Origin of the sequence: Trichococcus ilyis (assembly GCF_900109135.1) — a bacterium.
GTDB classification, from domain to species: domain Bacteria; phylum Bacillota; class Bacilli; order Lactobacillales; family Aerococcaceae; genus Trichococcus; species Trichococcus ilyis.
The window spans coordinates 35,966-61,071 of record NZ_FNYT01000018.1 but is presented as its reverse complement, the minus strand read 5'-3'; the positions used below and the strand labels follow the sequence as shown (position 1 = coordinate 61,071).

General features: G+C 50.2%; 22 protein-coding genes and 1 pseudogene. 19 read left to right on the top strand and 4 right to left on the bottom strand.

From position 1 onward, the window contains the following. Window positions 1–195, top strand: a pseudogene (locus BMX58_RS15035) (group II intron reverse transcriptase/maturase); the annotation flags it as partial. A gap of 131 nt (window positions 196–326) precedes the next feature. On the opposite strand, the gene dnaN reads toward BMX58_RS15035, so the two are convergent. Together dnaN and dnaA are read right to left on the bottom strand one after the other, a co-directional pair. Beyond that, window positions 327–1,478, bottom strand: a complete 1,152-nt coding sequence (gene dnaN, locus BMX58_RS09465) for a DNA polymerase III subunit beta (protein WP_068621060.1) — start codon at window positions 1,476–1,478, stop codon at window positions 327–329. A gap of 177 nt (window positions 1,479–1,655) precedes the next feature. Further along, the gene (gene dnaA / locus BMX58_RS09460; RefSeq protein ID WP_068621062.1) at window positions 1,656–2,993 is read right to left on the bottom strand and encodes a chromosomal replication initiator protein DnaA; all 1,338 of its coding nucleotides are present in this window, start codon (window positions 2,991–2,993) and stop codon (window positions 1,656–1,658) included. Between the two features lie 569 nt (window positions 2,994–3,562). Between dnaA and rpmH the strand changes: the two genes are divergently transcribed. From rpmH to treC, 7 genes are all read left to right on the top strand, one after another. After that, window positions 3,563–3,697, top strand: a complete 135-nt coding sequence (rpmH, locus tag BMX58_RS09455; RefSeq protein WP_084253748.1) for a 50S ribosomal protein L34 — start codon at window positions 3,563–3,565, stop codon at window positions 3,695–3,697. Between the two features lie 226 nt (window positions 3,698–3,923). After that, on the top strand, window positions 3,924–4,268 hold the full coding sequence (rnpA, locus tag BMX58_RS09450; protein WP_068621064.1) for a ribonuclease P protein component: 345 nt from the start codon (window positions 3,924–3,926) through the stop codon (window positions 4,266–4,268). 31 nt (window positions 4,269–4,299) lie between these two features. Continuing rightward, window positions 4,300–5,130 carry a membrane protein insertase YidC gene (yidC, locus tag BMX58_RS09445; protein ID WP_068621066.1) on the top strand — a complete coding sequence of 277 codons (831 nt, stop codon included), beginning with the start codon at window positions 4,300–4,302 and terminating at the stop codon, window positions 5,128–5,130. A 35-nt stretch (window positions 5,131–5,165) separates the two neighbouring features. Next, on the top strand, window positions 5,166–5,999 hold the full coding sequence (gene jag / locus BMX58_RS09440; RefSeq protein ID WP_068621068.1) for an RNA-binding cell elongation regulator Jag/EloR: 834 nt from the start codon (window positions 5,166–5,168) through the stop codon (window positions 5,997–5,999). 135 nt (window positions 6,000–6,134) lie between these two features. Continuing rightward, the gene (locus tag BMX58_RS09435) at window positions 6,135–7,133 is read left to right on the top strand and encodes an oxidoreductase (protein WP_068621070.1); all 999 of its coding nucleotides are present in this window, start codon (window positions 6,135–6,137) and stop codon (window positions 7,131–7,133) included. Window positions 7,134–7,473: 340 nt separating this feature from the next. Continuing rightward, window positions 7,474–8,919 carry a PTS system trehalose-specific EIIBC component gene (treP, locus tag BMX58_RS09430; RefSeq protein WP_068621076.1) on the top strand — a complete coding sequence of 482 codons (1,446 nt, stop codon included), beginning with the start codon at window positions 7,474–7,476 and terminating at the stop codon, window positions 8,917–8,919. A gap of 73 nt (window positions 8,920–8,992) precedes the next feature. Then, window positions 8,993–10,648, top strand: coding sequence for an alpha,alpha-phosphotrehalase (gene treC, locus BMX58_RS09425; protein WP_068621078.1), 1,656 nt, complete (start codon window positions 8,993–8,995; stop codon window positions 10,646–10,648). Between the two features lie 329 nt (window positions 10,649–10,977). Here the strand turns inward: treC and BMX58_RS09420 are convergent, their stop codons facing one another. Further along, the gene (locus BMX58_RS09420) at window positions 10,978–12,480 is read right to left on the bottom strand and encodes a DUF438 domain-containing protein (RefSeq protein WP_162268596.1); all 1,503 of its coding nucleotides are present in this window, start codon (window positions 12,478–12,480) and stop codon (window positions 10,978–10,980) included. A gap of 184 nt (window positions 12,481–12,664) precedes the next feature. Between BMX58_RS09420 and BMX58_RS09415 the strand changes: the two genes are divergently transcribed. After that, window positions 12,665–13,801: a GerMN domain-containing protein gene (locus tag BMX58_RS09415; protein ID WP_068621080.1), complete on the top strand. Its 1,137-nt coding sequence runs from the start codon at window positions 12,665–12,667 to the stop codon at window positions 13,799–13,801. A gap of 55 nt (window positions 13,802–13,856) precedes the next feature. On the opposite strand, the gene treR is transcribed toward BMX58_RS09415, so the two are convergent. Beyond that, on the bottom strand, window positions 13,857–14,573 hold the full coding sequence (gene treR, locus BMX58_RS09410; protein ID WP_068621279.1) for a trehalose operon repressor: 717 nt from the start codon (window positions 14,571–14,573) through the stop codon (window positions 13,857–13,859). 379 nt (window positions 14,574–14,952) lie between these two features. Between treR and purE the strand changes: the two genes are divergently transcribed. The 10 genes from purE (at window position 14,953) to purN (ending at window position 25,048) form a co-directional block, all read left to right on the top strand. Then, window positions 14,953–15,441 carry a 5-(carboxyamino)imidazole ribonucleotide mutase gene (purE, locus tag BMX58_RS09405; RefSeq protein WP_068621082.1) on the top strand — a complete coding sequence of 163 codons (489 nt, stop codon included), beginning with the start codon at window positions 14,953–14,955 and terminating at the stop codon, window positions 15,439–15,441. After that, on the top strand, window positions 15,425–16,567 hold the full coding sequence (purK, locus tag BMX58_RS09400; protein WP_093088835.1) for a 5-(carboxyamino)imidazole ribonucleotide synthase: 1,143 nt from the start codon (window positions 15,425–15,427) through the stop codon (window positions 16,565–16,567). Before purE ends, purK begins: the two co-directional genes overlap by 17 nt. A gap of 1 nt (window position 16,568) precedes the next feature. Further along, a complete protein-coding gene (gene purB / locus BMX58_RS09395; RefSeq protein ID WP_068621088.1) occupies window positions 16,569–17,867 on the top strand; it encodes an adenylosuccinate lyase in 1,299 nt (432 codons plus the stop codon). A 193-nt stretch (window positions 17,868–18,060) separates the two neighbouring features. Then, on the top strand, window positions 18,061–18,771 hold the full coding sequence (gene purC / locus BMX58_RS09390; protein ID WP_068621090.1) for a phosphoribosylaminoimidazolesuccinocarboxamide synthase: 711 nt from the start codon (window positions 18,061–18,063) through the stop codon (window positions 18,769–18,771). Between the two features lie 63 nt (window positions 18,772–18,834). Then, complete coding sequence (gene purS / locus BMX58_RS09385; protein WP_068621093.1) at window positions 18,835–19,086, top strand: phosphoribosylformylglycinamidine synthase subunit PurS; 252 nt, start codon at window positions 18,835–18,837, stop codon at window positions 19,084–19,086. Next, on the top strand, window positions 19,086–19,766 hold the full coding sequence (gene purQ / locus BMX58_RS09380; protein WP_068621095.1) for a phosphoribosylformylglycinamidine synthase subunit PurQ: 681 nt from the start codon (window positions 19,086–19,088) through the stop codon (window positions 19,764–19,766). Before purS ends, purQ begins: the two co-directional genes overlap by 1 nt. Beyond that, on the top strand, window positions 19,766–21,994 hold the full coding sequence (gene purL, locus BMX58_RS09375) for a phosphoribosylformylglycinamidine synthase subunit PurL (protein ID WP_068621097.1): 2,229 nt from the start codon (window positions 19,766–19,768) through the stop codon (window positions 21,992–21,994). The genes purQ and purL overlap by 1 nt, the downstream gene beginning before the upstream one ends. Next, the gene (purF, locus tag BMX58_RS09370; RefSeq protein ID WP_068621099.1) at window positions 21,970–23,430 is read left to right on the top strand and encodes an amidophosphoribosyltransferase; all 1,461 of its coding nucleotides are present in this window, start codon (window positions 21,970–21,972) and stop codon (window positions 23,428–23,430) included. The genes purL and purF overlap by 25 nt, the downstream gene beginning before the upstream one ends. After that, window positions 23,430–24,479 carry a phosphoribosylformylglycinamidine cyclo-ligase gene (gene purM, locus BMX58_RS09365; RefSeq protein WP_068621102.1) on the top strand — a complete coding sequence of 350 codons (1,050 nt, stop codon included), beginning with the start codon at window positions 23,430–23,432 and terminating at the stop codon, window positions 24,477–24,479. The genes purF and purM overlap by 1 nt, the downstream gene beginning before the upstream one ends. After that, window positions 24,476–25,048 (top strand): phosphoribosylglycinamide formyltransferase, encoded by a 573-nt coding sequence (purN, locus tag BMX58_RS09360; protein ID WP_068621103.1) that lies wholly within the window; start codon window positions 24,476–24,478, stop codon window positions 25,046–25,048. The genes purM and purN overlap by 4 nt, the downstream gene beginning before the upstream one ends. Window positions 25,049–25,106 lie beyond the last annotated feature (58 nt).

Below are 25,106 nucleotides of genomic sequence, written 5' to 3'. Positions count from 1 at the left end.
TCGGCTGCCAAAGCGGTTAGACAAAACAAAGGGGCAGCAGGAGTAGACGGAATGACAGTGCATGAAGTGGAAGCCCACATTATCGAGTTTTATCCCCAACTAAGGAGAAAACTATTAGACGGGACATACAAGCCACAACCTGTGCGAAGGGTGGAAATCCCGAAACCAAATGGCGGAATACGGAAATTGGGGCTTAATTTCATTAAGTCACCTGGCAGAGTCTGCTTACTCAAGATACTGAACCGCCGTGTACGGAACCGTACGCACGGTGGTGTGAGAGGTCGGAGCCTAAAGGCTCCTCCTACTCGATTGTTTTCAATTCGGGATCAATAAGTCCTTACGGGCGTGATCAATTGGATGAAGGAGTTATCGTTATCGTCTTCACGATCCGCCGGTACGACCGTGAATGGGCGCACAGCTGAAGTGAAGTTGACCTGGACATCCTGTTGGCCGAAGGTGCGCAGCGCATCCTTCATGTAATCGGGATTGAAGGAAATGACCAACGGATCGCCGCTGGCGGATGCGTAGGTCAAGGATTCTTCCACATTGCCGACTTCAGGGGAGTTTCCTGACAACTCGACTTTGTTTGAATCGATGGATAATTTGACGACATTGTTTTTTCCTTCGTGCGAGAGCAGGGAAGCACGGTCGGTGGCCTGCAACAAGTCATAAGCATTCAGGACAATCTGCGTGGTGGAGCTCGTCGGGATCAACCGGTTTGTATCCGGGTAGTAGCCTTCCAATAAGCGCGAATAGAAATAAACATTTTCCGCTTTGAAAAGGACCTGATTCTCGGTGATCATCATTTCGATGGTCGGTTGATTCTCGACGATGCGCGAAAGTTCAACCAGGCTTTTTCCGGGAATGATGACGTTGTAGGTTTTTTCCAATTGCGATTCCGGTGCTGCGATCGAAATGATGCGTTGGCTCAAACGATGGCTGTCGGTGGCGACGGCTGTCAATTTTCCATCCTTGATGGTCATGTTCACCCCGGTCAAGATCGGACGGCTTTCTTGCGTTGAAGTCGCGATGACCGTATGCTGGATCACTTGTTTGAATAAAGCGGTCGGCAAAGTGATGACTTCATTCGAATCGATGACAGGGAAATTTGGGTAGTTGTTGACATCGATTCCGTTGATGGTGAAAGAGGCATTTGCAGAAGTGATGTTGGTCTGGAAATGATCTTTGACTTCAATCGTGATTTTTTCGTCAGCCAATTTTTTTACGATTTCACTGAAGAAACGGGCAGGCAGCACAATTCCGCCTTTTGCATGGATTTCGATCTGATTGTTTTCTTCCGAAACAGGGATCAGTGTTTCGATGGAGATATCCGAGTCGCTTCCGCTCAATACGATTCCATTTTCATCAGCGCTGATTTTCACACCTGTCAAAATAGGAATGGTCGTTCTGCTGGAAATAGCTCTTTGTACGTCAGACAGATGCTTGATCAGAATCTGACGATTGATTGAAAATTTCATAATAAGGGACCTCCGATGGTTATTAATATAAATTAAAAAATAATAGTAATAGTAGTAGGGCCTGTTCATATTGTGGATAAGTGAAAGAAGCTTATCAAACCAATCGTTTTCCACTTGTGGATAACATGTTCGTAAATGACGGCTTATTTATTTGGTTATCCACAATACGCTCGGGGCTCATTTTTTCAGGCTGTTTTGGATCGTCTCGATCTCACGCTGCAGCACAGGGTCTTTCTTTAAGGAAAGAGCGATCTTGTCGTGGGCGTGGATGACGGTCGTGTGATCTTTGCCGCCGAATTCGGAACCAATCTTCGGCAAGGAATTGTCTGTCATCACCCTCGAAAGATACATGGCGATTTGCCTTGGGACAACGATCCCTTTGGTGCGCTTTTTGCCTTTCAATTCCTCGACGGTCACATGGTAATACTTTCCGACCGCTTGCTGGATGGCATAGATGGATAAGGCTTTCGGTTTTTCGGAAGGCATGATGCTTTTCAGGGCGTCCGCTGCCAGACTGGTGGTGATGTCGGTCCCTTGAATCGCCGAATAGGCTTGGACCCGGACCAGGGCGCCCTCCAGTTCCCGGATGTTGGAGTCGATTTGCCCCGCGATATAGCTGAGGGTGTCATCCGGGATCTCAAGGCGCTCGCTGTTGGCTTTTTTGCGCAAAATGGCGATGCGCGTCTCCAGATCGGGCGGGGTGATGTCAACCGATAGGCCCCAGGCAAAACGTGAGATGAGCCGTTCCTGGAGTTTAGGGATTTCGTTAGGCAAGCGATCGCTCGTCAGCACGATTTGTTTGCGTTCATCGTAAAGCGCGTTGAACGTATGGAAGAATTCTTCCTGAGTCCCTTCTTTGTCAGCAAAAAACTGGATATCATCGACCATCAGCAAGTCGACGCTGCGGTATTCATTGCGGAATTGCTCCTGCGTCCGATTCTGGATGGAATTGATGAAATCATTGGCGAATGTTTCGCTGCTGACATATTTGACTTTGGCGGTTGGCCGCAGTTGCAGCATCTGATGGCCGATGGCGTGCATCAGATGGGTTTTTCCCAACCCGACGCCTCCATAGAAGAAGAGCGGATTGTAGATGGTGCCGGGTTCCTCAGCCACGACGAGGGCGGCCGCGTGCGCCATCTGGTTGCCTTTTCCGATAACAAAAGTATCAAAGGTATATTTGCTGTTCAGTTGGGCATCCTTAAAGAGCCGGTTGTTGTTGCTGTTGTTGCGTTTTACGGTCGGTTTGGCGATGTCGGGCATTTCCTCATTCTTGATCATGAAAATGGGGGTCAGTTCTTTGCCGCTGAATTCGTAGATGCCTTCGACAATTCTGCTCATCAAGTTATTTTGCCAATAATCTTTATGTAAAGAAGAGGGAACTTCGATGATGATGTTCGTATCGGTCAATCGGACCGGGACGGCGCTGTCTATCCAAGTATCGTAGCTGACTTTGGACAGGGATTCTTGAAATTTTTCCTGCAGATAACGCCATAGTGAATAGATGTCATCCAAATGAGACACCTCCTTTTAGTGAGTCTGTTCTATTTTAGCATTATATCAAAAAGTTTTCCACAACTCTTTTTGGCTGTGAATAAAACAATTAACCGGTGGATAAAAAGTTTTCCACAGGTCGAAAAATGGTGTGGAAAAAGATTGGGAAGCGGCCTTTTATAAACGGTGGTCTGTGGATTTTTAACATTTCCGGAATGGCATTGTTACAGCTTTTGTTACACTTTTCCACAGAGTTCTCAGGTTGGTTTGGATGAGAAATGCACACGTTGTCGAATTGTGGACAAACCGGGTCTAAGGTGTGCGCAAAGGCAGAGGCTGTGGAAGTTTTCCCGAGGCTATGTGCATTGCGAAAAAAGGTTGTGGATAATTTTTTTTGCTGAAAAACAGAATTTTTTCAAGAAAGGTGTTTTAACTTTCGAGGTTTTGTGCTATTATATCTCAGTGAGTTCAATAAAAATGAACCAATTTTACTTGACAGGTCGCATTCTGTCTCTTTATAATGTATTGGACTGTCTAACAGTGAAATAGAACCTATTTGAAAGATAGTTTATCAGGAGGTGTAACGATCAATGAAAAGAACATACCAACCAAAAAAACGTCACCGTCAATCCGTTCACGGTTTCCGTAAACGTATGAGCACAAAAAACGGCCGTAGAGTATTAGCAAGCAGACGCCGTAAAGGCAGAAAAGTTTTATCTGCATAGATCACTGACCGTTTCAGTGGTCTTTTTTTTTAAGGATTTCAAAAAATGCAAAAATGTCTTTCTTAAATGGAGAGTATGACAAGATGTGCCCAAATGAACCGGAAGCAGCAATGCCTTGGTGTACGGGTCCATATTTGTGATGATAACGGAGAGAGGAATTTTTCTGTTTTTCTCCATTTGGGAGAGATTTTTTTGTATGTTATGATTGCAGATTTGAGGGAAGAGCATGAGAAAATCTTTTCGTGTCAAAAAGGAAAAAGAATTTCAGAAAGTATTTCACAGCGGGGTGTCCAAGGCGAACCGCCAGTTCGTAATCTATGTGATCCATAAGCAGGAGCAACCGCATTTCCGGGTCGGCTTGTCCGTCGGAAAAAAAATCGGCAATGCCGTGGTGCGGAATGCCGTCAAAAGGAAAATCCGACAGGCGCTCACAGAGTTGAAGGCGGATTTGGCCCAGGATGTCGACTTCATCGTGATCGCGCGCAAACCGGTTGCCGAAATGTCGGCTGCGGAGGTCAAAAAAAGTCTGGTCCATGTCCTGAAGCTTTCCAATCTTTTGAACAATAAGTAAACTATAATATTCCTATTAAGGAGGAGTCCTCTTGTCAAAGCGTAAGCGATTACTTTTTACACTCAGCTTATTTGCTGTTATGATGGTTCTGTCAGCATGTGGAACGGAGCCGATCACCTCAGAAAGCACCGGTTTTTGGGACCGTTACATTGTTTTTAATTTCTCCAACATGATCGTGTGGTTGTCCGAGCTGTTTTTCGGCAATTACGGTCTGGGGATCATTGCCTTTACGATCATCATCCGGGTGATCCTGTTGCCGCTCAACCATTTCCAAACGAAGAGCACGAAAAAAATGGCGGCTGTTCAACCGCAGATCAAAGCGCTGCAGGAAAAATATGCCTCCAAAGATCGGGAAACGCAGGAAAGACTGCAGAAAGAAGTTTCCAAATTGTATGCGGATAACGATGTGAATCCTTACATGGGCTGTCTGCCTGTCTTGGTTCAGATGCCTGTCCTGATGGCTTTATATCAAGCGATCAGCCGGACTGAGATTCTGAAGAGCGGCAGTTTCCTTTGGATGAACCTGGGAGAACGCGATCCATTCTTCATTTTGCCGATCGTCGCCGCTATCCTGACGTACGCCACAAGCAAGCTGACGATGATGTCGCAGACGGAAGCGAACTCCGCGACAAAATCGATGACGTACACGATGCCGATCATGATCCTGATGATGGGGATCAACTTTCCGAGCGCGCTGTCGTTGTACTGGGTAGCCAGCAATGCTTTCTCGGTCGGCCAGACGATGCTGTTGAACAACCCATTCAAGGCCATCCGCGAGCGCGAAGAAGCCGAAGCTCAGGCAAAGGCGCGCGAAAAAGCATTGAAGAAAGCCCAAAATCCTAAAAAGAAAAAGAAAAACTAGTTAGACTTTGAAGTAGGAAAGGATGACATTCTATTATGGATAAAGTAGTTGCGAAAGATACGACCGTTGATAAAGCGATTCGCAAAGGTCTGGATTTGTTGGGTGTCGATAGCCATGAAGCCGATATCGTCGTAATCTCTGAAGGTAAAAAAGGGATTTTTGGATTCGGCCAAAAAGAGGCGGTCGTGGAAATCACGCGCAAAGAAATCATGGACTTTGATGAACCAGGCGATATCCAATTAGCTGAAATCGATGAGACAGTCGAAGATATCGTAGAAGATCTTGAAGAGGATTATCCGGAAGCTGCGGAAAAGATATTGGCTGATCAGCCTGAAGTCGATCGAATCATTTCTTCCGATGAGGAGGAAGATGCTGAAGCAGGGCATTTCCCGGAAGATTATGATGAAGAAGCCGGCAGAGCGGAAGCAATCGCCGCGGTGAGCGCATATCTTGCCTCAGTGGCAGAGGCATACGGTGCTCCAGCAGTCGTTACGGTCGAAGAAAAGAACAATATGCTGATTTTCCAAATGGAAAGCGAAAAAGCCGGGTTGCTGATCGGCAAATACGGGAAAATCGTCAATGCTCTGCAGATATTGGCGCAAGCATTGGTGCAGCGCTACGTGCGCCGTCGTTTGTCCGTAATCGTGAATGTCGGTGACTACCGCGAGCGCCGGGCTGCCGTGCTGGAAAGCATCGCCGACCGGACTGCGGAACGCGTCATCAAAACGAAACAACCGGTATTTCTTGAGCCGCTGCCTGCTTTTGAAAGAAAACTGATCCACGCTCGTCTGAGCCAAAACAAACGCATCAAAACACACTCCGAAGGCAAAGAGCCGCATCGCTATCTGGTCGTTGAGATAGCGGAGTGATCGTACATCCAAAAATCGTCACCTGGGATAGGCTTTATTCCCGGTGATGATTTTTTTTGTTGTAGGGAGTAGGGGTCGCAAATTCCGCGAAGATGGACTAAACTGAAGGTAATACGAGCGGAAACGAGGGATATTATGGAGGAATTCAAGGCTTTATGGGCGGAAAACGCAGGTGCGGAAGTGAAGACAACGGTCAGAACCTTCAAAAAGGCGGACCTGCCGGATGGGGAAGTGCTGATCGAGGTCCACTATTCGAGCGTCAACTACAAGGACGGGCTGGCCGGAACCAATCCGAAAAGCGGGGTCATCCGCAATTATCCATTGATTCTGGGGATCGATCTGAGCGGTGTCGTAGTTGAATCGCTTGATCCGGCTTTCCGGGCAGGCGATAAGGTGATCGTGACAGGCTATGGTTTAGGGGTGACTCATTTCGGTGGTTTCAGCCAATTTGCCCGAGTCCCTGCCGCTTGGGTCGTTCCGCTGCCTGAAGGGTTGAGCCTGAGGGAAGCGATGATCATCGGAACGGCCGGATTCACAGCGGCGGAATCGGTTGATGCTTTGGAAAAACAGGGCGTCCAGCCGCAAACGGGCGCTGTTTTGGTGACGGGGGCCTCCGGCGGCGTCGGCGGGATGGCCGTCACTATGCTGAAGCGTCGCGGATATACCATCGAAGCTATGTCACGGAAAAAAGCGGACTGCACGGATTACCTGAAGCAACTCGGTGCTTCAGCGGTTCTGCATCCGGCTGAAGCGTCGCTGGAGAAGACACGGCCATTGGCGCAGCAACGTTGGTCGGCAAGCGTTGATCCGGTCGGCGGTCCGATGCTGCCGGATTTGCTGGCGCAGCTGCATTACGGCGGAAGTCTGGCCTTGAGCGGAAATGCCGGCGGAATCTCTTTTGAAGCGACCGTGCTGCCCTTCATCCTGCGGGGCATCAAACTTGTCGGGATCGATTCAGTGAACCATCCTTACGCGGAACGCGTCAAGCTATGGGAGCGCATCGCCAACGATCTGAAGCCGGAAAAGCTGGAGCTGTTGGTCGAACAGGAGATCACGCTGGAGGACCTGCCTGTGGCTTTCGAGAAAATCATGAACGGGAAAATGCATGGGCGGACTTTAGTGAAACTGAAATAAGGGGTCTGATCGGATTATCCGGATCAAAAAACGACGGGGCTGGGAAATAACTAACTAAATTAGAAAACACCGTCATATCTTGGAAAATTAATCCTTGATATGACGGTGTTTTTAACTAATCAGATTTAACAATTATTATAAGAAGTGGCTTTTTTCCCAGTCCCGTCGTTTTTTTGATTGCGTTGTCCAGCGTGGCAACACTTCATAAAACAAAGGAATCGGGTAACTTGTCTATACAAGTTTACGAATCGCGGTCGGAAAACGTTTGCAATATTTATTTGTGAGCGGTAGAATATAGATGTGACTAACATGTATATACAAGTTCAAGGAGGAGAAAAAGATGGTAGATTTCAACAAAGATGCAAAAGATCTGCTGGAACATATCGGAGGTCCCGATAATATTTCGGCAGTCAGCCACTGTGCCACGCGGATGCGTTTCGTCCTGAATGACCCCGCTGCCGCCAACGTCAAAAAGATCGAAGACATACCCGCAGTAAAAGGCACGTTCACGCAGGCCGGGCAATTCCAGGTCATCATCGGCAATGAGGTGCCGCAGTTCTACAACGAGTTCGCAAAGGTATCCGGCAAAGAAGGCGTCTCGAAAGACGAGGCAAAAGCGGCAGCCAAGCAGAACCAGAATGTGGTGCAGCGTGCCATGGCTGTGCTGGCGGAAATCTTTACGCCGCTGATTCCCGCCATCGTGGTCGGGGGTCTGATCCTCGGCTTCCGCAATGTGCTTGAAGGGATCAATTTCGCCAACGGCACGATCGTTTCCAACTCGCAGTTCTGGACAGGCGTCAATGATTTCCTTTGGCTGATCGGCGAAGCGATTTTCCACTTCCTGCCGGTAGGCATCACTTGGAGCATCACGAAGAAGATGGGCACTACGCAAATACTGGGTATCGTTTTAGGGATCACATTGGTTTCTCCGCAATTATTGAATGCCTATGCTGTCGCGGGTGCAGAAGAGATTCCATTCTGGGATTTCGGTGCCTTCACGATCAACAAGATCGGTTATCAAGCGCAAGTCATCCCTGCCATGTTGGCGGGCTTCGTGTTGGCCTACCTGGAAATCTGGCTGCGTAAATGGATTCCGCAGTACATTTCGATGATTTTTGTTCCGTTGTTGGCTTTGGTTCCCACCGTCATCATCGCGCATACGGTGCTCGGCCCCATCGGCTGGACGATCGGGCAATGGGTTTCCGAAGTCGTCTATGCCGGGTTGACAGGCAACTTCAGATGGCTGTTCGGTCTGTTCTTCGGTACACTCTATTCGCCGCTCGTCATCACGGGGCTGCACCATATGTCCAATGCCATCGACCTGCAGCTGATCGCCGATTTCGGCGGCACGAACCTGTGGCCGATGATCGCACTTTCGAATATTGCCCAGGGGTCGGCTGTATTGGCGATCATCTTCCTGCACAGAGGCAATGAGAAAGAGGAACAGGTTTCCATCCCGGCAGCGATTTCCTGCTTCTTGGGCGTAACCGAGCCGGCCATGTTCGGGATCAACATCAAATACATCTATCCTTTCGTTGCCGCAATGATCGGATCGGGAATCGCCGGGCTGGTGGCGACGACTTTCAACGTCATGGCGAACAGCATCGGGGTCGGCGGAATCCCGGGTTTCCTGAGCATCCAGACCGATTCGATGGCGATGTTCTTCGTCTGCATGGCGATTGCGATCGTTGTGCCGATCCTGCTGACGGTTTTGTTCGAGAAAAAACAACTTTTCGTTCCCAAAGAGGATGTCGCGGAGGCGCCGGTCATCCAAACGCAAAAATAAAAAGTGAATTGCTGGAGGCAAAAAGCTGTTCATCAGGCTTTTTGCCTTCAGTCATAGTACAGGAGGCCTTACAATGAAGCAATTTCAAAAAAAAGTGATCTATCAGCTGTATCCAAAATCATTCAAGGATTCCGACGGCGACGGCATCGGCGATATCCAAGGGATCATCAGCAAAGTGCCTTATTTGGCGGAACTGGGCATCGATATGATCTGGATGAATCCGGTTTTCGTATCCCCGCAGATGGACAACGGCTATGACATCACGGATTATTACGCCATCGATCCGGTTTTCGGCACGATGGCGGATCTGGAGGAACTGATCGGGAAGCTGAAGCAGCATGGCATCGAAATTATGTTCGACATGGTGTTCAACCATACGTCGACTACGCATGAGTGGTTCCGGAAAGCCTTGGCCGGGGATAGAGAATACCAGAATTATTACATTATCCGCGATCCGAAAGCGGACGGCAGCCTGCCGACCAATTGGCAATCGAAATTCGGCGGAGAGGCCTGGGCGCCGTTCGGGGACACCGGCAAGTACTACCTGCATCTGTTCGACATCACGCAGGCCGATCTCAATTGGCGCAATCCGAAAGTACGCCAGGAACTGCAGAAAGTCGTCAACTTCTGGTTGGGAAAGGGCATCAAAGGCTTCCGTTTCGATGTGTTCAATCTTATCGGCAAGGACGTCGCGTTGGTCGACAGTGAAGGGGACAACGAAAAGAGCCTTTACACCGACCGCCCGATCGTCCATGAGTACATCCGGGAAATGAATCAAGCAACGTTCGGCACATTGGAGGATATCGTGACGGTCGGCGAAATGTCTTCGATGACGCTGGAAAATGGGATCCTTTATTCGAACCCGGATCGGAACGAATTATCGATGGTCTTCAATTTCCATCACCTCAAGGTCGATTACAAAGATGGGGAAAAATGGACGGATCATCCGTTCGATTTCCTCGAACTGAAACGGATCCTGAACGAATGGCAGGCGGGGATGTCGGATGGCAACGGCTGGAATGCGTTGTTCTGGAACAACCATGACCAGCCGCGGGCCAACAGCCGCTTCGGCGATCCGGAACGCTATCCTTTCGAAACAGCCTCCATGCTGGCACAGACGGTCCATCTGCTGCGGGGAACTCCTTATATCTATCAGGGCGAGGAAATCGGCATGACGAATCCGAATTATGACGACATCAGCATCTACCGGGATATCGAATCGCACAATGCCTACCGGAATCTGAAGCTAGCCGGATTGACGCATCCGGAAGCCATGCGCATCATCAAGCAGAAATCCCGCGATAACAGCCGGACGCCGATGCAGTGGGACGGCAGCAAGCACGCCGGCTTCACGACCGGCGAGCCTTGGCTGCAGGTGGCAGCCAACTATCCGCAAGTGAACGTCGAAAAGGAGCTCGCTGAAGGCAGAATTTTCCGTTATTACCAGGAACTGATCCGCATCCGCAAGGAGCATCCGGTCATTGCGGATGGTTCCTACACGGGCATCCTTTTGGACGATCCCGAAGTCTTCGCCTACATCCGCGAGAACGAGGAGGAAAAGGTGCTGGTCCTGAACCATTTCTATGCCGGTGATTATACGATCGACATACCGGAAGAATTTGTAACCGGGGATGCCCGTGTCCTCGTCGGAAATTACGGCGAAAGGCCGCTTGCGCCGTCCTTCACGCTGAAGCCGTACGAAACCATCGCTTTCAGGCTGAGCAAATAAACGCTAAGAAGGGGCAGCTCAAAATAAAATGAGCTGCCCCTTCTTTGTGCCTTATGCCGGTGAGGCGGCTAGCGGCTGAACCTTCTCTCAGTCCCGGTGAAGTGCACGCTCACCGGAGTACAACGGTAACTGTCGGCGTGAACTCCGACGAAGCGGCACTCATCGGAGTTGGCAAGCAAGCCGGTGGCTGAACTCCGGCGGGGCCTGCGCTCGCCGGAGGAGGGAGATACCGAAAGCTGCCTGAGGACGAAAAAAGCTGCCTCCAGACGAAGAGGCAGCTTTTGTTCTTCTTTGTGCTTGAAATCGGAAACCATTTCCGGGAAAGTCTTTTAGGACAGGGTGCGCTTTTCGCCATCGAGATCGATGAATGGTTGGATGTCCTGCACATATTCCAAGGTTCCCATATAGCTGCCGTCGTCGTCCCTGACGGCGCGGTAGGTGACCAGGATGAATTTGCCCATGGCGCGGAACCACATCGATTCGCTCTCCTTCGCGCCCGATTTCAGGTCCGCCAGCAGCTTGGTGACGATCGGAAGGCTTTTCGGCGGATGGCAGTTCAGCACGTCACGGCCGATCGCACTGCTGGTGCGCTTGAAGAATTTTTCTTCGCCGTTGTCGTTGTAGTAGCGCACGATGTTGTCGGCATCGACGAAAGTCAATTCCAAGGGGATGTTGTTCAGCATCTTCTCCAGTTGGTGCGGCGTCAGGTGTCCGGTTTGGAAATTGATGTAAGAGTCGTTTTCGAATTCCTTTGTTTCACGTGAAACATTTTCTGGGAGGGAACGTTCCGGCACCCATTTCGCTTCCGGTTTGACGATGCAATAGCCGATTTCTTCGGACTCCTTGGCGATCTGGAGCCAATGGTCCTCGTTGAAGATATCGGTGATCATCGGCAGGAGGATGTCCTCTTCCTTCGTGATCATTTCTTTCATTTCGTATTTCAGGTCAGAGAAGGCTTTCGGGATTGTTTCAAACTCTTCGTTTTGCAGCAGGGCTTTGAAGGCCTTGAACATGCTGCGGATTTCGTCATCGACGCCCCACATGACTTCCGGCGGGGCCGTGATGCCTTTGCTCTCCATGATCGGGAAGATGGCGTATTCTTTGCGGGCATAATGCTTGTCGAATTCCCCGAGCAGCGCCAATTGGTTCTGGATGCCTTTTTTGAGTTCGGGCTCTTTTGTCTCGAGATAGACATCCAACAACTTGCTGACTTTTTCCAGCGTATTTTCGATGGCCAGATTCTCGAGTTTCAAAACCTGGATCGGATGCCCGGCATGCTGCTGTTCTGCTGAAGTGGTGTAGACCGCTTCGATGGATCCGCCGAAGAGCGAGGCATGCACGTTGCAGAGGCGCTGGATATCCTCCGCCTCGATCCCTTTCCCCATCAAGCCTTGCTCCATGACGGAAATCTCATAGGCGCTGACGCCGGTGAAATGTTTCTTGAAGTCGGCCTGCACTTTATCCCAATCCTCCCCGTCATGCAGACGCAGGATGAGGCTCTGCAGGATGTCCTGGCGCTCCTGGAATTCCTTTGAACCCATACGGGCACTTCCGCCAACGGCTGGCGCCGCTGCTTCTGTTTCGGCCGGAACAGCAGGGGATGCTGGCAGTTCTTTGACGCTGAATCCGTTCTTTGCCAGCGTTTCGGCGAAGGTCGCTTCCGGCACATCGTTGCGTTTGAGCGCTTTTCCGATGGTCATGATCCGGCCGGCGGTGTTGAGCATTTTGTCGCTGCGCAAAGGTTCAAAGCCCAGACTGATGATGACTTCTCTGATTTCAGGGTACTGCTTCACCAGATTGTAGACGGTATCGTTCAAACTGATTTCTTTCATAAATTTTCCACCTCTATTTGAACATTTGTGAAATGTTTCTTTTGATTGTTGTGCTGGCTTCATTATACTCGAAAGGAACGCCATAGCGCCACAGCATTCGTGCCTCGCGGCGATAGTTAGGGCAATGCCTTAGAAAGCGACTGTGATATAATGAAGGCAACTAAGGCAGAAGGTGGGAAAAAATATGAGAAAGAAAGTTTCGAACCTGATGGTAGCGGTGTTGGTGCCCTTATTAGCTTCTTGCAGCCTCTTCGGAGGATCGGACACCGATTCATCGGCTGATTCTTCAGCTGTCAGCAGTGTGTCCTCTTCCGTATCCAGTTCGACAGACAACGGCTCAGCTTCCTCATCCTCGTCGGAGCCTGCATACGCAGCTGCGATCGAGGCTTATTATCCGTTCAGTACATCCGTATTCACAAAATATCTGGGCAAAGGGAATGAATACGCTTCCTTCACCGTCTATCCGCAATACATCGAAGGCAACCGGATGCAGATCACTTCCAATAATGGAGGCACACAGATCGTGACGGTGTTGGAACTGGCTGACGGCGAATTGAAGGAAGTGTTCTCGCGTCCGGAAACCTATTTCCGGGAAAACATGCTGGAAAAAACAGCCAGCGGTGATGCGGCAAACCAGCTGGATATTCTCCTGAAGGAGCCTTTGGAAGTCGGCAACAGCTGGGTGAATCCGAATGGGATCCCTTCCGAAATCACCAATCTGACGGCTACGATCGAAACGCCGATGGGGACGTTCGAAGCGCTTGAGGTGACGACAACCTATGAAACTTCCACAACCAAGGACTACTACGTCAAGGGCATGGGCTTGGTGAAGCGGGTGACGGATCTTGGGGACGGGATGACTGTTTCTTCCAGCCTTGAAGCCCGCAACGAGAATGTTCCGGAGACGCAACAGTTGCGCGTCTTTTACCCGGACAGCGAGCTGATGGGGCTGGACACAACCAGTGTGGACCTTTCCTATGCGACCAATGACATCACCCGCAATATTCTGGCCGAAGCGCTGAAGAATGTTGCTGATGCGCCGGGAGGCAGAGTGATCGGGCCGAATGTCAGCATCAACAGTCTGTCCTTGAGTGAGGACGGGCGCGTCTACGTCGATTTCTCGCAGGAATTCATTTCCGAGATGAATGCCGGCACATCGGCGGAATCGCTGATTCTGCAGGGGGTCGTCAATACGATCGGGCAATATTACGGTGTCCAGGAAGTCTACCTGACCGTAGCCGGCAAACCATACGAATCGGGACATATTCTGATGGCCGAGGGTGCTTATTTCACCGTAGACTATACGAACGTCAATGAATGACCGATCCTTACGCAAGCAAAAAAAGATGAAGCCGGCTTGGCTTCATCTTTTTTCCTTACAAACTATGTTTTCGGCGGGCAAATTCGACGAAGCGGAAGCGGTCCAAACGATGGCGTGACTCGGTGTACTGGAACAGCCGCGTATCCTCCAGGTAGACTTCGCTCTTGACGACAACCACGTGGGTATCGTTCTTCAGATTCATCAGCTTATGGTCTTCCCGCGTAGCCGGCTCCACGACGAATTCCTTTTTGGCATAAGCGATATTCAGGCCCAAATCATTTTCCAGATACGCATAGATGGAACTTTCGGCAGCTTCGGAAGGGATTTGTTCGATGATGTCATGGAAGAGGTAGTCCTTGTCCATGATGACGACTTCCCCGGCGATCTTCCGCAAACGGATCAGGGAAATCACTTCACGGCCGGGATCCACTTTCAGCGCTTCGGCAAGGAAATCGGGAATGGGTTCGAGCTTGTTCTTGATGACAATCGTTTCATTTGGGATCTGTTGGGAATCCTGAAGCTCTTTGAAGCTGGTCAGCCCGGAAACAGGAAAATTGAACTTTCTGATGTCCAACACGATCGAACCTTTGCCTTGTTTCTTCTGGATATAGCCACCCTCGAGCAACAGAGCCAAAGCCTTCCTGATGGTTTCCCGAGAAACCTTATAGTGGTCCGAAAGGTTCTTTTCGCTAGGCAACAGAGATCCGGCCTCGAATTCTGCATGTTCAATTTTTTTTCTCAAATCCATGTAGATATCAAAGAATTTATTCATGATCATCGTTCCTCCTGTGGATGGATGGGGTTGTTGGAAATAAAATAAATAAGTTGAAAAAAGCATATTTAATAATATTATTCCAGTCTATTCTATAGGATAAAGCCGGAAATACAAAGAGAATCAGTTGTTTTTGATTTTGGCAGGGTTTACATACCGTTATTTTATCATATTATTGTCATTTACGGTGAAAAACAGTTGATTTTTGAATAAAAAAAGTGCGATTTTTTTAGGCAGAAATTCGGGCGTTTGCCTTTCTATTTAAAGGTAAAATTGAGTATTTCCGAACGAAAGGAAGTGAAAGAACTAAAAATGTTTGGAATATTCTGGGGTGATGTGCTATATTAAAAATGAAAAATTGATAATGGGGGAAATATGGATGAATACGGTTGTTTCTGTCGTCATGGGTAGTACTTCTGATTGGGAAACTATGAAAGAAGCTTGCTTGATACTGGATGAATTCGGCATAGCTTATGAAAAGAAGGTCGTATCGGCTCATCGGACACCGGATCTGATGTTCGCTTTTGCGGAACAGGCGCGGGCAGCGGGCACGAAAGTCATCATTGCCGGCGCAGGCGGGGCAGCGCATCTTCCCGGCATGATCGCCGCCAAAACGACGCTTCCGGTCATCGGAGTCCCGGTGCAATCGCGCGCATTAAACGGGATGGATTCTTTGCTGTCCATCGTCCAGATGCCCGGTGGAGTCCCGGTCGCGACTGTAGCCATCGGCAAAGCTGGGGCCATCAATGCCGGCTTGCTGGCAGTGCAGATCCTTTCGATCGAAGACAAGGATTTGGCCAATCGATTGGAAGAGAGACGGGAAGATTTAAAACAAAAAGTATTGGAAAGCAGTGAAGACCTTGTATAAAATACTGAAACCAAATGACGTCATCGGCATCATCGGCGGGGGGCAACTCGGGCGCATGATGGCGCAGTCCGCCAAGCGGATGGGATTCACCGTCGGAATTTTGGATCCGGGCGAAAACTGCCCGGCTGCACAGGTAGCGGATTGGCACATCCAGGCAGCTTACGCTGATGCTGTGGCATTGCGTGAACTGGCGGAAAAATCCGATGTCGTGACTTTCGAATTTGAGAACATCGATGCGGCAGCCTTGCAGGAAGTGGAAACACTGTCGAGCATTCCGCAAGGCAGCGAGATTTTGACGATCACCCAGGACCGCATCAAAGAGAAAGAATTCCTGCAGTCCGCCGGGGTACCGATCGCGCAATTCGCGGTCGTCGAAAATGCGGAACGATTGGACGCAGCCCTCAGTAAAATCGGCTATCCGAGTGTTTTAAAAACGACCCGTTTCGGGTATGATGGTAAGGGACAAGCTGTCCTGAAATCGGAAGCGGACAAGGAAGAAGCCATGAAACTGGCTGCCGACAGCATCTGCGTTCTGGAAGCTTGGGTTCCATTCACGAAAGAGCTCTCGGTCATGATCGTGCGCAACCAAAGAGGCGAAGCGACGGTTTTTCCGGTCTCCGAGAATATCCATGTCAATAACATTCTGCATGAGTCGATCGTGCCGGCCCGCGTCACGCCTGCGGTAGCCGAAAAAGCAAACAGAGCGGCCCATCAGATCGCCGATGCGCTGCAGTTGGTGGGCACGCTGGGCATCGAAATGTTCCTGGCTGCGGATGACACGATCTTCATCAACGAGTTGGCGCCGCGCCCGCACAATTCGGGCCATTACACGATCGAAGCAATGAACGTTTCCCAATTCGATGCCCATATCCAAGCGGTCGCCGGCTTGCCGATGCCGACAGCGCGGCAATTGTCGCCTGCCATTATGGTCAACATCCTCGGCCAGCATATGGACGGCACCATCGCGCTGCGGGAAGAAAAGGCCGATTGGTCTTTCCACTACTACGGCAAAGCGGAATCGCGCACAGACAGAAAAATGGGACACATCACCATTTTGACGGATGATCAAGAAGCAACCTTAAAAGAAATAGACAACACCCGAATCTGGAACGGAGGAACAATTTAAAATGATTACACGTTATACACGCCCTGAGATGGCTGAAGTTTGGTCCGAATACAATCGTTACAAATGCTGGCTGGAGGTCGAAATCCTGGCCGATGAAGCTTGGGCTGCCTTAGGCGAAATCCCTGCAGAAGACGTGGCTAAAATCCGCGCGAATGCAACATTCGACATCGACCGCATCCTGGAAATCGAAAAAGAGACGAGACATGACGTAGTGGCGTTCACACGCGCCGTTTCCGAATCTTTGGGAGAAGAAAGAAAATGGGTCCACTATGGCCTTACGAGTACCGATGTGGTCGATACGGCCTACGGTTACCAACTGAAACAAGCCAATGACATCCTGCGTAAAGACTTGCAGAACATGCTGGAAATCATCGGCAACAAAGCCAAAGAACACAAAAAGACTGTCTGCATGGGCCGCACACATGGTGTTCATGCGGAACCCACTACATTCGGCTTGAAGCTGGCTACGATGTATTCGGAAATGAAACGCAACATCGAACGTTTTGAGCATGCCGCAAAAGGCGTTGAAGCCGGAAAAATCAGCGGGGCGGTAGGGACTTTCGCAAACATCCCGCCATTCGTGGAGGAGTATGTCTGCGGAAAATTGGGCACAAGACCGCAAGAAATCTCGACGCAAGTGCTGCCGCGCGATCTGCATGCCGAATACATGGCAACAATCGCCCTGATTGCGACAAGCATCGAACGCTTCGCTACCGAAATCCGCGGACTGCAGAAATCGGAAACCCGCGAAGTGGAAGAATTCTTCGCGAAAGGCCAAAAAGGCTCTTCCGCTATGCCGCACAAACGCAATCCGATCGGTTCCGAAAATATGGTCGGCCTTGCGCGCGTCATCCGCGGCTACATGGTCACCGCTTACGAAAATGTGGGCTTGTGGCATGAACGCGACATTTCCCACTCTTCAGCGGAACGGATCATCCTTCCGGACGCAACGACTCTGTTGAACTACCAATTGAACCGTTTTGCGAACATCATCAAGAACTTGACTGTGTTCCCTGAGAATATGCTGCGCAACATGAATGCGACATTCGGCTTGATCTACAGCCAACGCGTTCTTCTTAAACTGATCGACAAAGGCATGAGCCGTGAAGAAGCTTATGACTTGGTACAGCCGAAGACTGCCCTTTCGTGGGACAACCAGACTGATTTCCGTCCATTGGTGGAAGCGGACGAAGCCATCATGGCAAAATTAACGAAAGAAGACATCGATGATGCCTTCAACTATAACTATCACTTGAGCCACGTCGACGAAGTATTCGAAAGACTTGGGTTAGGCGAATAATGGAAAGGCTGGGACTACGGTTCCGGCCTTTTTGCGTAGCGTGGATACCCTGAAACCATTGAAGAAAAAAGCGGAATTTATTTCAATTTTCATGAAAATTCCATTGACAAGCGGGTGGCAGATGATACAATATAAACGAATGAATTAGGCGTTTATATAAATTAATGTTCGGATTTAGAAAGGGACGGGAACGATGGAAAGAAAAGAATTGCTTTATACCGGGAAAGCTAAAAAGATGTATGCCACAGATCAGGAGAATGTCCTTTGGGCAGAATACCTAAATCAAGCTACCGCATTGAACGGCGTCAAGAAGGATACGATTGAGGGCAAAGGCAGACTCAATAACCAGATCACCGGCCGCATCTTCGAGTATCTGGCTGAAAAGGGAATCGCCAGCCATTATATCCAAGAATTATCAGAAACCGAACAATTAGTGAAAAGAGTCAATATGTTCCCTTTGGAAGTGGTTGTCCGCAATGTATCCGCAGGAAGCTTCGCGAAACGTTTCGGCATGGAGGAAGGCATCGACTTGCCGTTCCCTGTTTTGGAGTTCTACTATAAAGACGATGCGCTCAACGATCCTTTCATCAACGATGCCCATGTGCAGGTGCTGGGAGCGGCAACCGAAGCGGAAGTCGCCGAAATCAAAAAACACGCGCTGGAAATCAACGCAGCCTTGGTGGAGCTGTTCAAGTCCATCGGCATCCGTCTGATCGACTTCAAGATCGAATTCGGCAAGACCGCCGAAGGGGAAATCATCCTTGCTGATGAGATTTCGCCGGATACGTGCCGTCTCTGGGACATCGAAACGAATGAACACTTGGACAAAGACATCTACCGCCGCGACTTGGGCGATCTGATCCCGGTTTACGTGGAAGTATTGGACCGTCTGAACAAAATGTAAGCCATCCGGAATGCAATCAATGAAAGTATAAAAAATAAAAAAACAGAAGCGAGGAATTTTCAGATGTATAAAGTAACCGTATATGTAACGTATAAAGACTCAGTATTGGATCCGCAAGGGGAAGCCGTGAAGGGCGCTGTCCACCGTATGGGCTACACAACGATCGAAGATATCCGCATCGGAAAATATTTCGAGATCCAAGTCTCCAAAGATGAAGAGAATGTTGAACAAGTCATCGAAGAAGTCTGCGACAAGTTGTTGGCGAACGTGGTCATGGAAACTTACCGTTACGAAATCCAGGAGGTTGAAGCTTAATGAAATTCGCTGTCATCGTTTTTCCTGGATCTAACTGTGATTTAGATATGTATGCAGCCATCAAAGATATTCTTGGAGAAGATGCAGAGTATGTGCAACATTATGAAACAAGCCTTGAAGGTTTCGATGCTGTCCTGTTGCCCGGCGGATTCACTTACGGGGATTACTTGCGTACCGGTGCGATTGCCCGCTTTGCGAACATCATGAGTGAAGTGGTCCGTTTCGCTGAAGAAGGCAAGCCTGTCTTCGGCACTTGCAACGGATTCCAGATTTTGGCTGAAGCCGGCTTGTTGCCGGGTGCTTTGCGCCGCAACGATTCCTTGAAATTCATCTGCAAACCGCAGGATCTGAAAGTTGTGAATGCCGATACGCAATTCACTTCCCTTTATGAGGAAGGCGAAATCATCAGCATTCCGATCGCGCATGGCGAAGGCAACTATTTCTGCGACGCAGAAACTTTGGCGGATCTGAAAGCCAACAATCAAATCGTATTCACTTATGCCAACGGCAATCCGAACGGCAGTATCGAAGACATCGCCGGCATCATCAACAAAAAAGGCAATGTCCTTGGCATGATGCCTCACCCGGAGCGTGCGGTCGAAGCTTTGTTGGGGTCGGCTGACGGCCTGCGCCTGTTCCAATCCATGGTTGAAAATTATAAGAAGGAGCTGAACAAATAATGGCATTTTTAGAACCAACGCCAGAACAAGTAAAAGAGTCCAAAATTTATCGTGAATGGGGTCTGACAGACGAAGAGTATGGCACAATCTGCGATAAAATTTTGCATCGTTTGCCGAATTATACTGAAGCTGGCCTGTTTGCCGTTATGTGGAGCGAACACTGTTCTTATAAAAACTCAAAACCGGTCCTGAGAAAATTCCCTACCACCGGCCCGCAAGTGTTGCAGGGACCTGGTGAAGGCGCCGGTATCGTGGACATCGGCGACGGCCAGGCTGTCGTTTTCAAAGCGGAAAGCCATAACCACCCATCCGCTGTCGAGCCTTATGAAGGCGCGGCTACTGGTGTCGGCGGGATCATCCGCGACATCTTCAGCATGGGCGCACGTCCGATCGCGATCCTGGACTCTTTGCGTTTCGGCGAATTGGACAATGAGCGCACGAAATACATTTTTGAAGAAGTCGTTGCCGGCATCAGCGGTTACGGCAACTGTATCGGCATCCCGACTGTCGGCGGCGAAACGGTCTTTGATCCTTGCTACCGAGGCAATCCGTTGGTCAACGCAATGTGCGTCGGTTTGATCGATCAAAAAGATATGCAAAAAGGTCAAGCTGCCGGAGTCGGCAACTCGATCATGTACGTGGGTGCAAAAACAGGCCGCGATGGTATCCATGGCGCGACTTTCGCTTCCGAGGAATTCAAGGAAGAAGAAGAATCCCAACGTTCAGCAGTTCAAGTAGGCGATCCGTTCATGGAGAAACTATTGATGGAAGCTTGTTTGGAATGCATTTATGACTATTCCGACGCTTTGATCGGTATCCAGGATATGGGTGCTGCCGGATTGGTTTCCTCCAGCTCGGAAATGGCTTCAAAAGCAGGCAGCGGCTTGCTGTTGAACCTGGATGATGTTCCGCAGCGCGAAACCGAAATGACACCTTACGAAATGATGCTTTCCGAATCACAAGAGCGCATGCTGTTGTGCATCAAGAAAGGCGAAGAGCAACGCATCATCGACCTGTTCAAAAAATATGAATTGGATGCAGTCGTGATCGGCGAAGTTACTGATGACGGCATGTACCGTCTGTCCCACCACGGCAAAGTCGTGGCTGAATTGCCGGTTGATGCTTTGGCTGAAGATGCACCGGTCTACTACAAACCGACTGCAGAACCTGCCCGCATCGCTGCCTTCGCAGCCATGGAAGACTACAAACCGGTCTTCACATCGGCGCAGGACACATTGGTGGCTTTACTGCAACAACCGACATTGGCTTCGAAGAAGAGCGTCTATGACACATACGATTCCATGGTCCGCACCAGCACGGTCGTAGGACCGGGCAGCGATGCCGCAGTCGTGCGCGTCCGCGGCACCAAAAAAGCGATCGCGATGACGACGGACTGCAACGGCCGTTACCTGTACCTGAATCCGGAAATCGGCGGACAGATCGCTGTTTCTGAAGCTGCCCGCAACATCGTGGCCAGCGGCGGCAAACCATTGGCGATCACAGACTGCCTGAACTACGGAAATCCTGACAAACCGGAAATTTTCTGGGAATTGAGCACTTCCGCGGACGGCATCTCTGAAGCTTGCCGCCAATTGGATACGCCTGTCATCTCAGGGAACGTGTCCCTGTACAACGAAACCGACGGCGAAGCGGTTTATCCGACTCCGATGATCGGTATGGTCGGTCTGATCGAAGACATTGCGCACATCACAACGCAAGCTTTCAAAGCTGCAGGCGACCGCATCTTCCTGATCGGCGAAACCAAAGCGGACTTCAATGGTTCCGAACTGCAAAAAATGGAATTGGGCAAAATCGAAGGCAAACTGATGGACTTTGACTTGGCTGTCGAAAAAGCCAACCAAGAAAACGTCCTGAAAGCAATCAAAGCCGGCCTGATCGCAAGCGCGCATGACCTTTCGGAAGGCGGCTTGGCTGTCGGCTTGATGGAGAGCGTCTTTGACACAGGCTTGGGCTTCGACGTGGCGGTTGACATGGACAAAACCTTGCTGTTCAGCGAAACGCAATCACGCTTCATCCTGACTGTGAAACCTGAAAATGTTGCCGCTGTGGAAGCAATCTTCGGTTCAAGCGCAACGCAAATCGGAACGGTGACTGCTGACGCTGTCGCAAAAATCGCTGCCGAGAATGAAACCATCACTTTGGATGTCAAAGCAGTACAAACGAAATGGGAGGAGGCTATTCCATGCTTGCTGAAACAAAAAGCTTAAACGAAGAATGTGGCGTATTCGGCATTTGGGGAGACGACAATGCCAGCCAGTTGACGTACTTCGGTTTGCACAGCTTGCAGCACCGCGGACAAGAAGGTGCAGGGATAGTTTCATGTGATGAAGGAAAACTATTGGTTCACCGCAATCTGGGATTGATCAGCGAAGTCTTCAAGGACAGCGCTGATCTGAAAAGATTGACCGGTAACCGTGCCATCGGACATGTGCGTTATTCCACGTCCGGACAGAACAGCATCGAAAATGTGCAGCCTTTCCTGTACCATTTTTATGATATGGACATCGCCATCTGCCACAACGGCAACCTGGTGAATGCCAAAACGTTGCGCCGCAACCTTGAGGAAGATGGAGCCATTTTCCACTCGACTTCGGATACGGAAGTGCTGATGCACTTGATCAGACGCAGCCAGAAAGACAGCTTGATCGAGAAGATCAAAGAGGGTTTGAATCAGGTGAAAGGCGGCTTCACTTACATCCTTTTGACCGAAGAGAAAATGTTCGGTGCCGTCGATCCGAATTCATTCCGTCCGCTTGTCATCGGCCAATTGCCGAATGGCGCCTATGTGATGGCCAGCGAAACCTGCGCCATCGACACGATCGGGGCTGATTTTGTCCGCAATGTCAACGCCGGCGAACTGGCGATCATCGACGACAACGGCTTGACGATCGAAAAATATACGGATGATACAACCATCTCCATCGCTGCGATGGAATACATCTACTTCGCGCGTCCGGATTCCAATATCGCCGGTGTGAATGTGCATACAGCGCGCAAACGGATGGGTGCGCGTCTGGCCATCGAGGCACCGGCAGTGACAGCCGACATCGTCATCGGCGTCCCCAATTCTTCCCTGTCCGCAGCGAGCGGCTTCGCGGAAGAGAGCGGAACCCCTTACGAAATGGGTCTGATCAAGAACCAATACGTCGGACGCACATTCATCCAACCGACGCAGGAACTGCGCGAATTGGGCGTCAAAATGAAGCTGTCGGCCGTAAAAGGGGTTGTCCAAGGCAAGAGCGTCGTCATGGTGGATGATTCCATCGTGCGCGGGACGACCAGCAAGCGCATCGTGACTTTATTGAAAGAAGCGGGAGCGAAAGAAGTGCATGTCCGCATCTCTTCCCCGCCTTTGATTTACCCGAGTTTCTACGGCATCGACATCAGCAAGTCGGCTGAACTGATCGCCGCCAAAATGACCGTCGACGAAATCTGCGCCTATATCGGCGCCGACAGCTTGGCTTTCCTGAGCCAAGAAGGCTTGATCGATTCGATCGGCTTGAAATTCGATATGCCGTATTCCGGCTTGTGCATGGACAGCTTCAACGGGGACTACCCGACTGGGCTGTATGACTATGAAGCGGATTATGTGAACAATATGACAGCTATCCAAAAAGAGAATCTCAAGGGAGGACAAGTTTGATGGAAAACGCATATGCTAAAGCGGGTGTGGATGTCACAGCCGGCTATGAAACAGTAAGCCGCATCAAGAAACATATCGACCGCACGAAACGTCCAGGCGTTTTTGGCGAAGTCGGCGGATTCGGCGGAAACTTTGACCTTTCTGAATTGAACTATAAAAAACCTGTGCTTGTATCGGGTACGGACGGTGTCGGCACGAAGCTGATGCTGGCCATCGAAGCCGAAAAATTCGATACGATCGGAATCGATTGCGTTGCGATGTGCGTCAACGATGTCGTTGCACAAGGCGCAGAGCCGCTTTACTTCCTTGATTACGTAGCTGTCGGAAAAAACCGTCCGGAAAAATTGGAGCAGATCGTTGCCGGCGTAGCTGAAGGCTGCGTCCAGGCCGGTGCTGCCCTGATCGGCGGAGAAACAGCCGAGATGCCGGATATGTATGACCCGGAAGACTTCGATTTGGCCGGCTTTACGGTAGGAATCGCAGAGAAGGATGCTTTGTTGTCGCCTGCTTTGATCAAAGAAGGCGACGTGTTGGTGGGCTTGCCTTCGACCGGTATCCATTCGAACGGCTACTCCTTGGTGCGCAAAATCTTCTTCAAAGATAATGACTACAAATTGACCGACAAAGTAGAAGGCATCGAAGACCAGGAATTGGGCGATGTGCTGTTGACGCCTACAAAAATCTACGTGAATGCCCTCTTGCCGTTGGTCAAAAAACAACTGCTGCACGGCGTTGCCCACATCACCGGCGGCGGCTTCGTCGAAAACGTGCCGCGCATGCTTCCCGATAACGTCCAGGCGGAAATCAATTTGGGCAGCTGGCCTGTCCTGCCGATCTTCCAAGTGATGGAAAAAATCGGCAACATTCCGGCTCTTGAAATGTACGAAATCTTCAACATGGGCATCGGCATGGTGTTGGCTGTAGCTCCCGAAAACTTGACGGAAGCCTTGGGTGTTTTGACCGAGAACGGCGAAAAAGGCTATGTGATCGGATCCGTGGCTGCCAAAACATCGGAAAAAGAGGTCATCCTGAAAGAGGCTCAAGCATGAGGATAGCTGTCTTTGCTTCCGGAAACGGCTCGAATTTTCAAGCCATCGCCGAGGCCGTCGCAGCAGGCAAAGTGGATGCGACGATCGCTTTCCTGTTCTGCGACAAGCCGAAAGCCTATGCAATCGAGCGCGCCAAGCAATTCGACATTCCGGTGATCAGCTTCACGCCGAAAGGCTTCGAGAATCGGATCGCCTATGAAAATGAAATCCTGAAGCATCTGGCCGAGGAAAAGGTCGACCTGGTCGTCTTGGCAGGCTATATGCGGATCGTCGGACCGACCTTGCTGACGGCCTATGCCGACCGCATCGTCAACATCCATCCATCCCTGTTGCCGGCTTTCCCGGGACGCCACGGCATCCAGGACGCCTTCGAAGCAGGCGTTCCGGAAACCGGCGTCACGGTCCATTTCGTTGATGAAGGCGTGGATACCGGCCCGATCATCGCTCAGGAAAAAGTGGCCATCCTTCCGGAAGATACACTGGAGACTTTGGAAACCCGTATCCATCAAGTGGAGCACCGGATTTTCCCGCAGGTGATCCAGCAATTGGCTCAAAAGAATAAAGGCTAAGAAAAGCTGAACGGGTTCGTTCAGCCCTGAAAGAAATTTAGGAAATCGTGCCGACTGA

Excerpts from the sequence above, each read along its gene's own strand:
- purM (WP_068621102.1), top strand. The coding sequence starts at position 23,430 with ATGGAAAACGCATATGCTAAAGCGGGTGTGGATGTCACAGCCGGCTAT.
- BMX58_RS09420 (WP_162268596.1), bottom strand. The coding sequence starts at position 12,480 with ATGAAAGAAATCAGTTTGAACGATACCGTCTACAATCTGGTGAAGCAG.
- purL (WP_068621097.1), top strand. The coding sequence starts at position 19,766 with ATGGCATTTTTAGAACCAACGCCAGAACAAGTAAAAGAGTCCAAAATT.
- purN (WP_068621103.1), top strand. The coding sequence starts at position 24,476 with ATGAGGATAGCTGTCTTTGCTTCCGGAAACGGCTCGAATTTTCAAGCC.
- purQ (WP_068621095.1), top strand. The coding sequence starts at position 19,086 with ATGAAATTCGCTGTCATCGTTTTTCCTGGATCTAACTGTGATTTAGAT.
- treP (WP_068621076.1), top strand. The coding sequence starts at position 7,474 with ATGGTAGATTTCAACAAAGATGCAAAAGATCTGCTGGAACATATCGGA.
- purF (WP_068621099.1), top strand. The coding sequence starts at position 21,970 with ATGCTTGCTGAAACAAAAAGCTTAAACGAAGAATGTGGCGTATTCGGC.
- rnpA (WP_068621064.1), top strand. The coding sequence starts at position 3,924 with ATGAGAAAATCTTTTCGTGTCAAAAAGGAAAAAGAATTTCAGAAAGTA.
- purS (WP_068621093.1), top strand. The coding sequence starts at position 18,835 with ATGTATAAAGTAACCGTATATGTAACGTATAAAGACTCAGTATTGGAT.
- purE (WP_068621082.1), top strand. The coding sequence starts at position 14,953 with ATGAATACGGTTGTTTCTGTCGTCATGGGTAGTACTTCTGATTGGGAA.
- purC (WP_068621090.1), top strand. The coding sequence starts at position 18,061 with ATGGAAAGAAAAGAATTGCTTTATACCGGGAAAGCTAAAAAGATGTAT.
- purB (WP_068621088.1), top strand. The coding sequence starts at position 16,569 with ATGATTACACGTTATACACGCCCTGAGATGGCTGAAGTTTGGTCCGAA.
- rpmH (WP_084253748.1), top strand. The coding sequence starts at position 3,563 with ATGAAAAGAACATACCAACCAAAAAAACGTCACCGTCAATCCGTTCAC.
- treC (WP_068621078.1), top strand. The coding sequence starts at position 8,993 with ATGAAGCAATTTCAAAAAAAAGTGATCTATCAGCTGTATCCAAAATCA.
- dnaN (WP_068621060.1), bottom strand. The coding sequence starts at position 1,478 with ATGAAATTTTCAATCAATCGTCAGATTCTGATCAAGCATCTGTCTGAC.
- treR (WP_068621279.1), bottom strand. The coding sequence starts at position 14,573 with ATGAATAAATTCTTTGATATCTACATGGATTTGAGAAAAAAAATTGAA.
- jag (WP_068621068.1), top strand. The coding sequence starts at position 5,166 with ATGGATAAAGTAGTTGCGAAAGATACGACCGTTGATAAAGCGATTCGC.
- BMX58_RS09415 (WP_068621080.1), top strand. The coding sequence starts at position 12,665 with ATGAGAAAGAAAGTTTCGAACCTGATGGTAGCGGTGTTGGTGCCCTTA.
- BMX58_RS09435 (WP_068621070.1), top strand. The coding sequence starts at position 6,135 with ATGGAGGAATTCAAGGCTTTATGGGCGGAAAACGCAGGTGCGGAAGTG.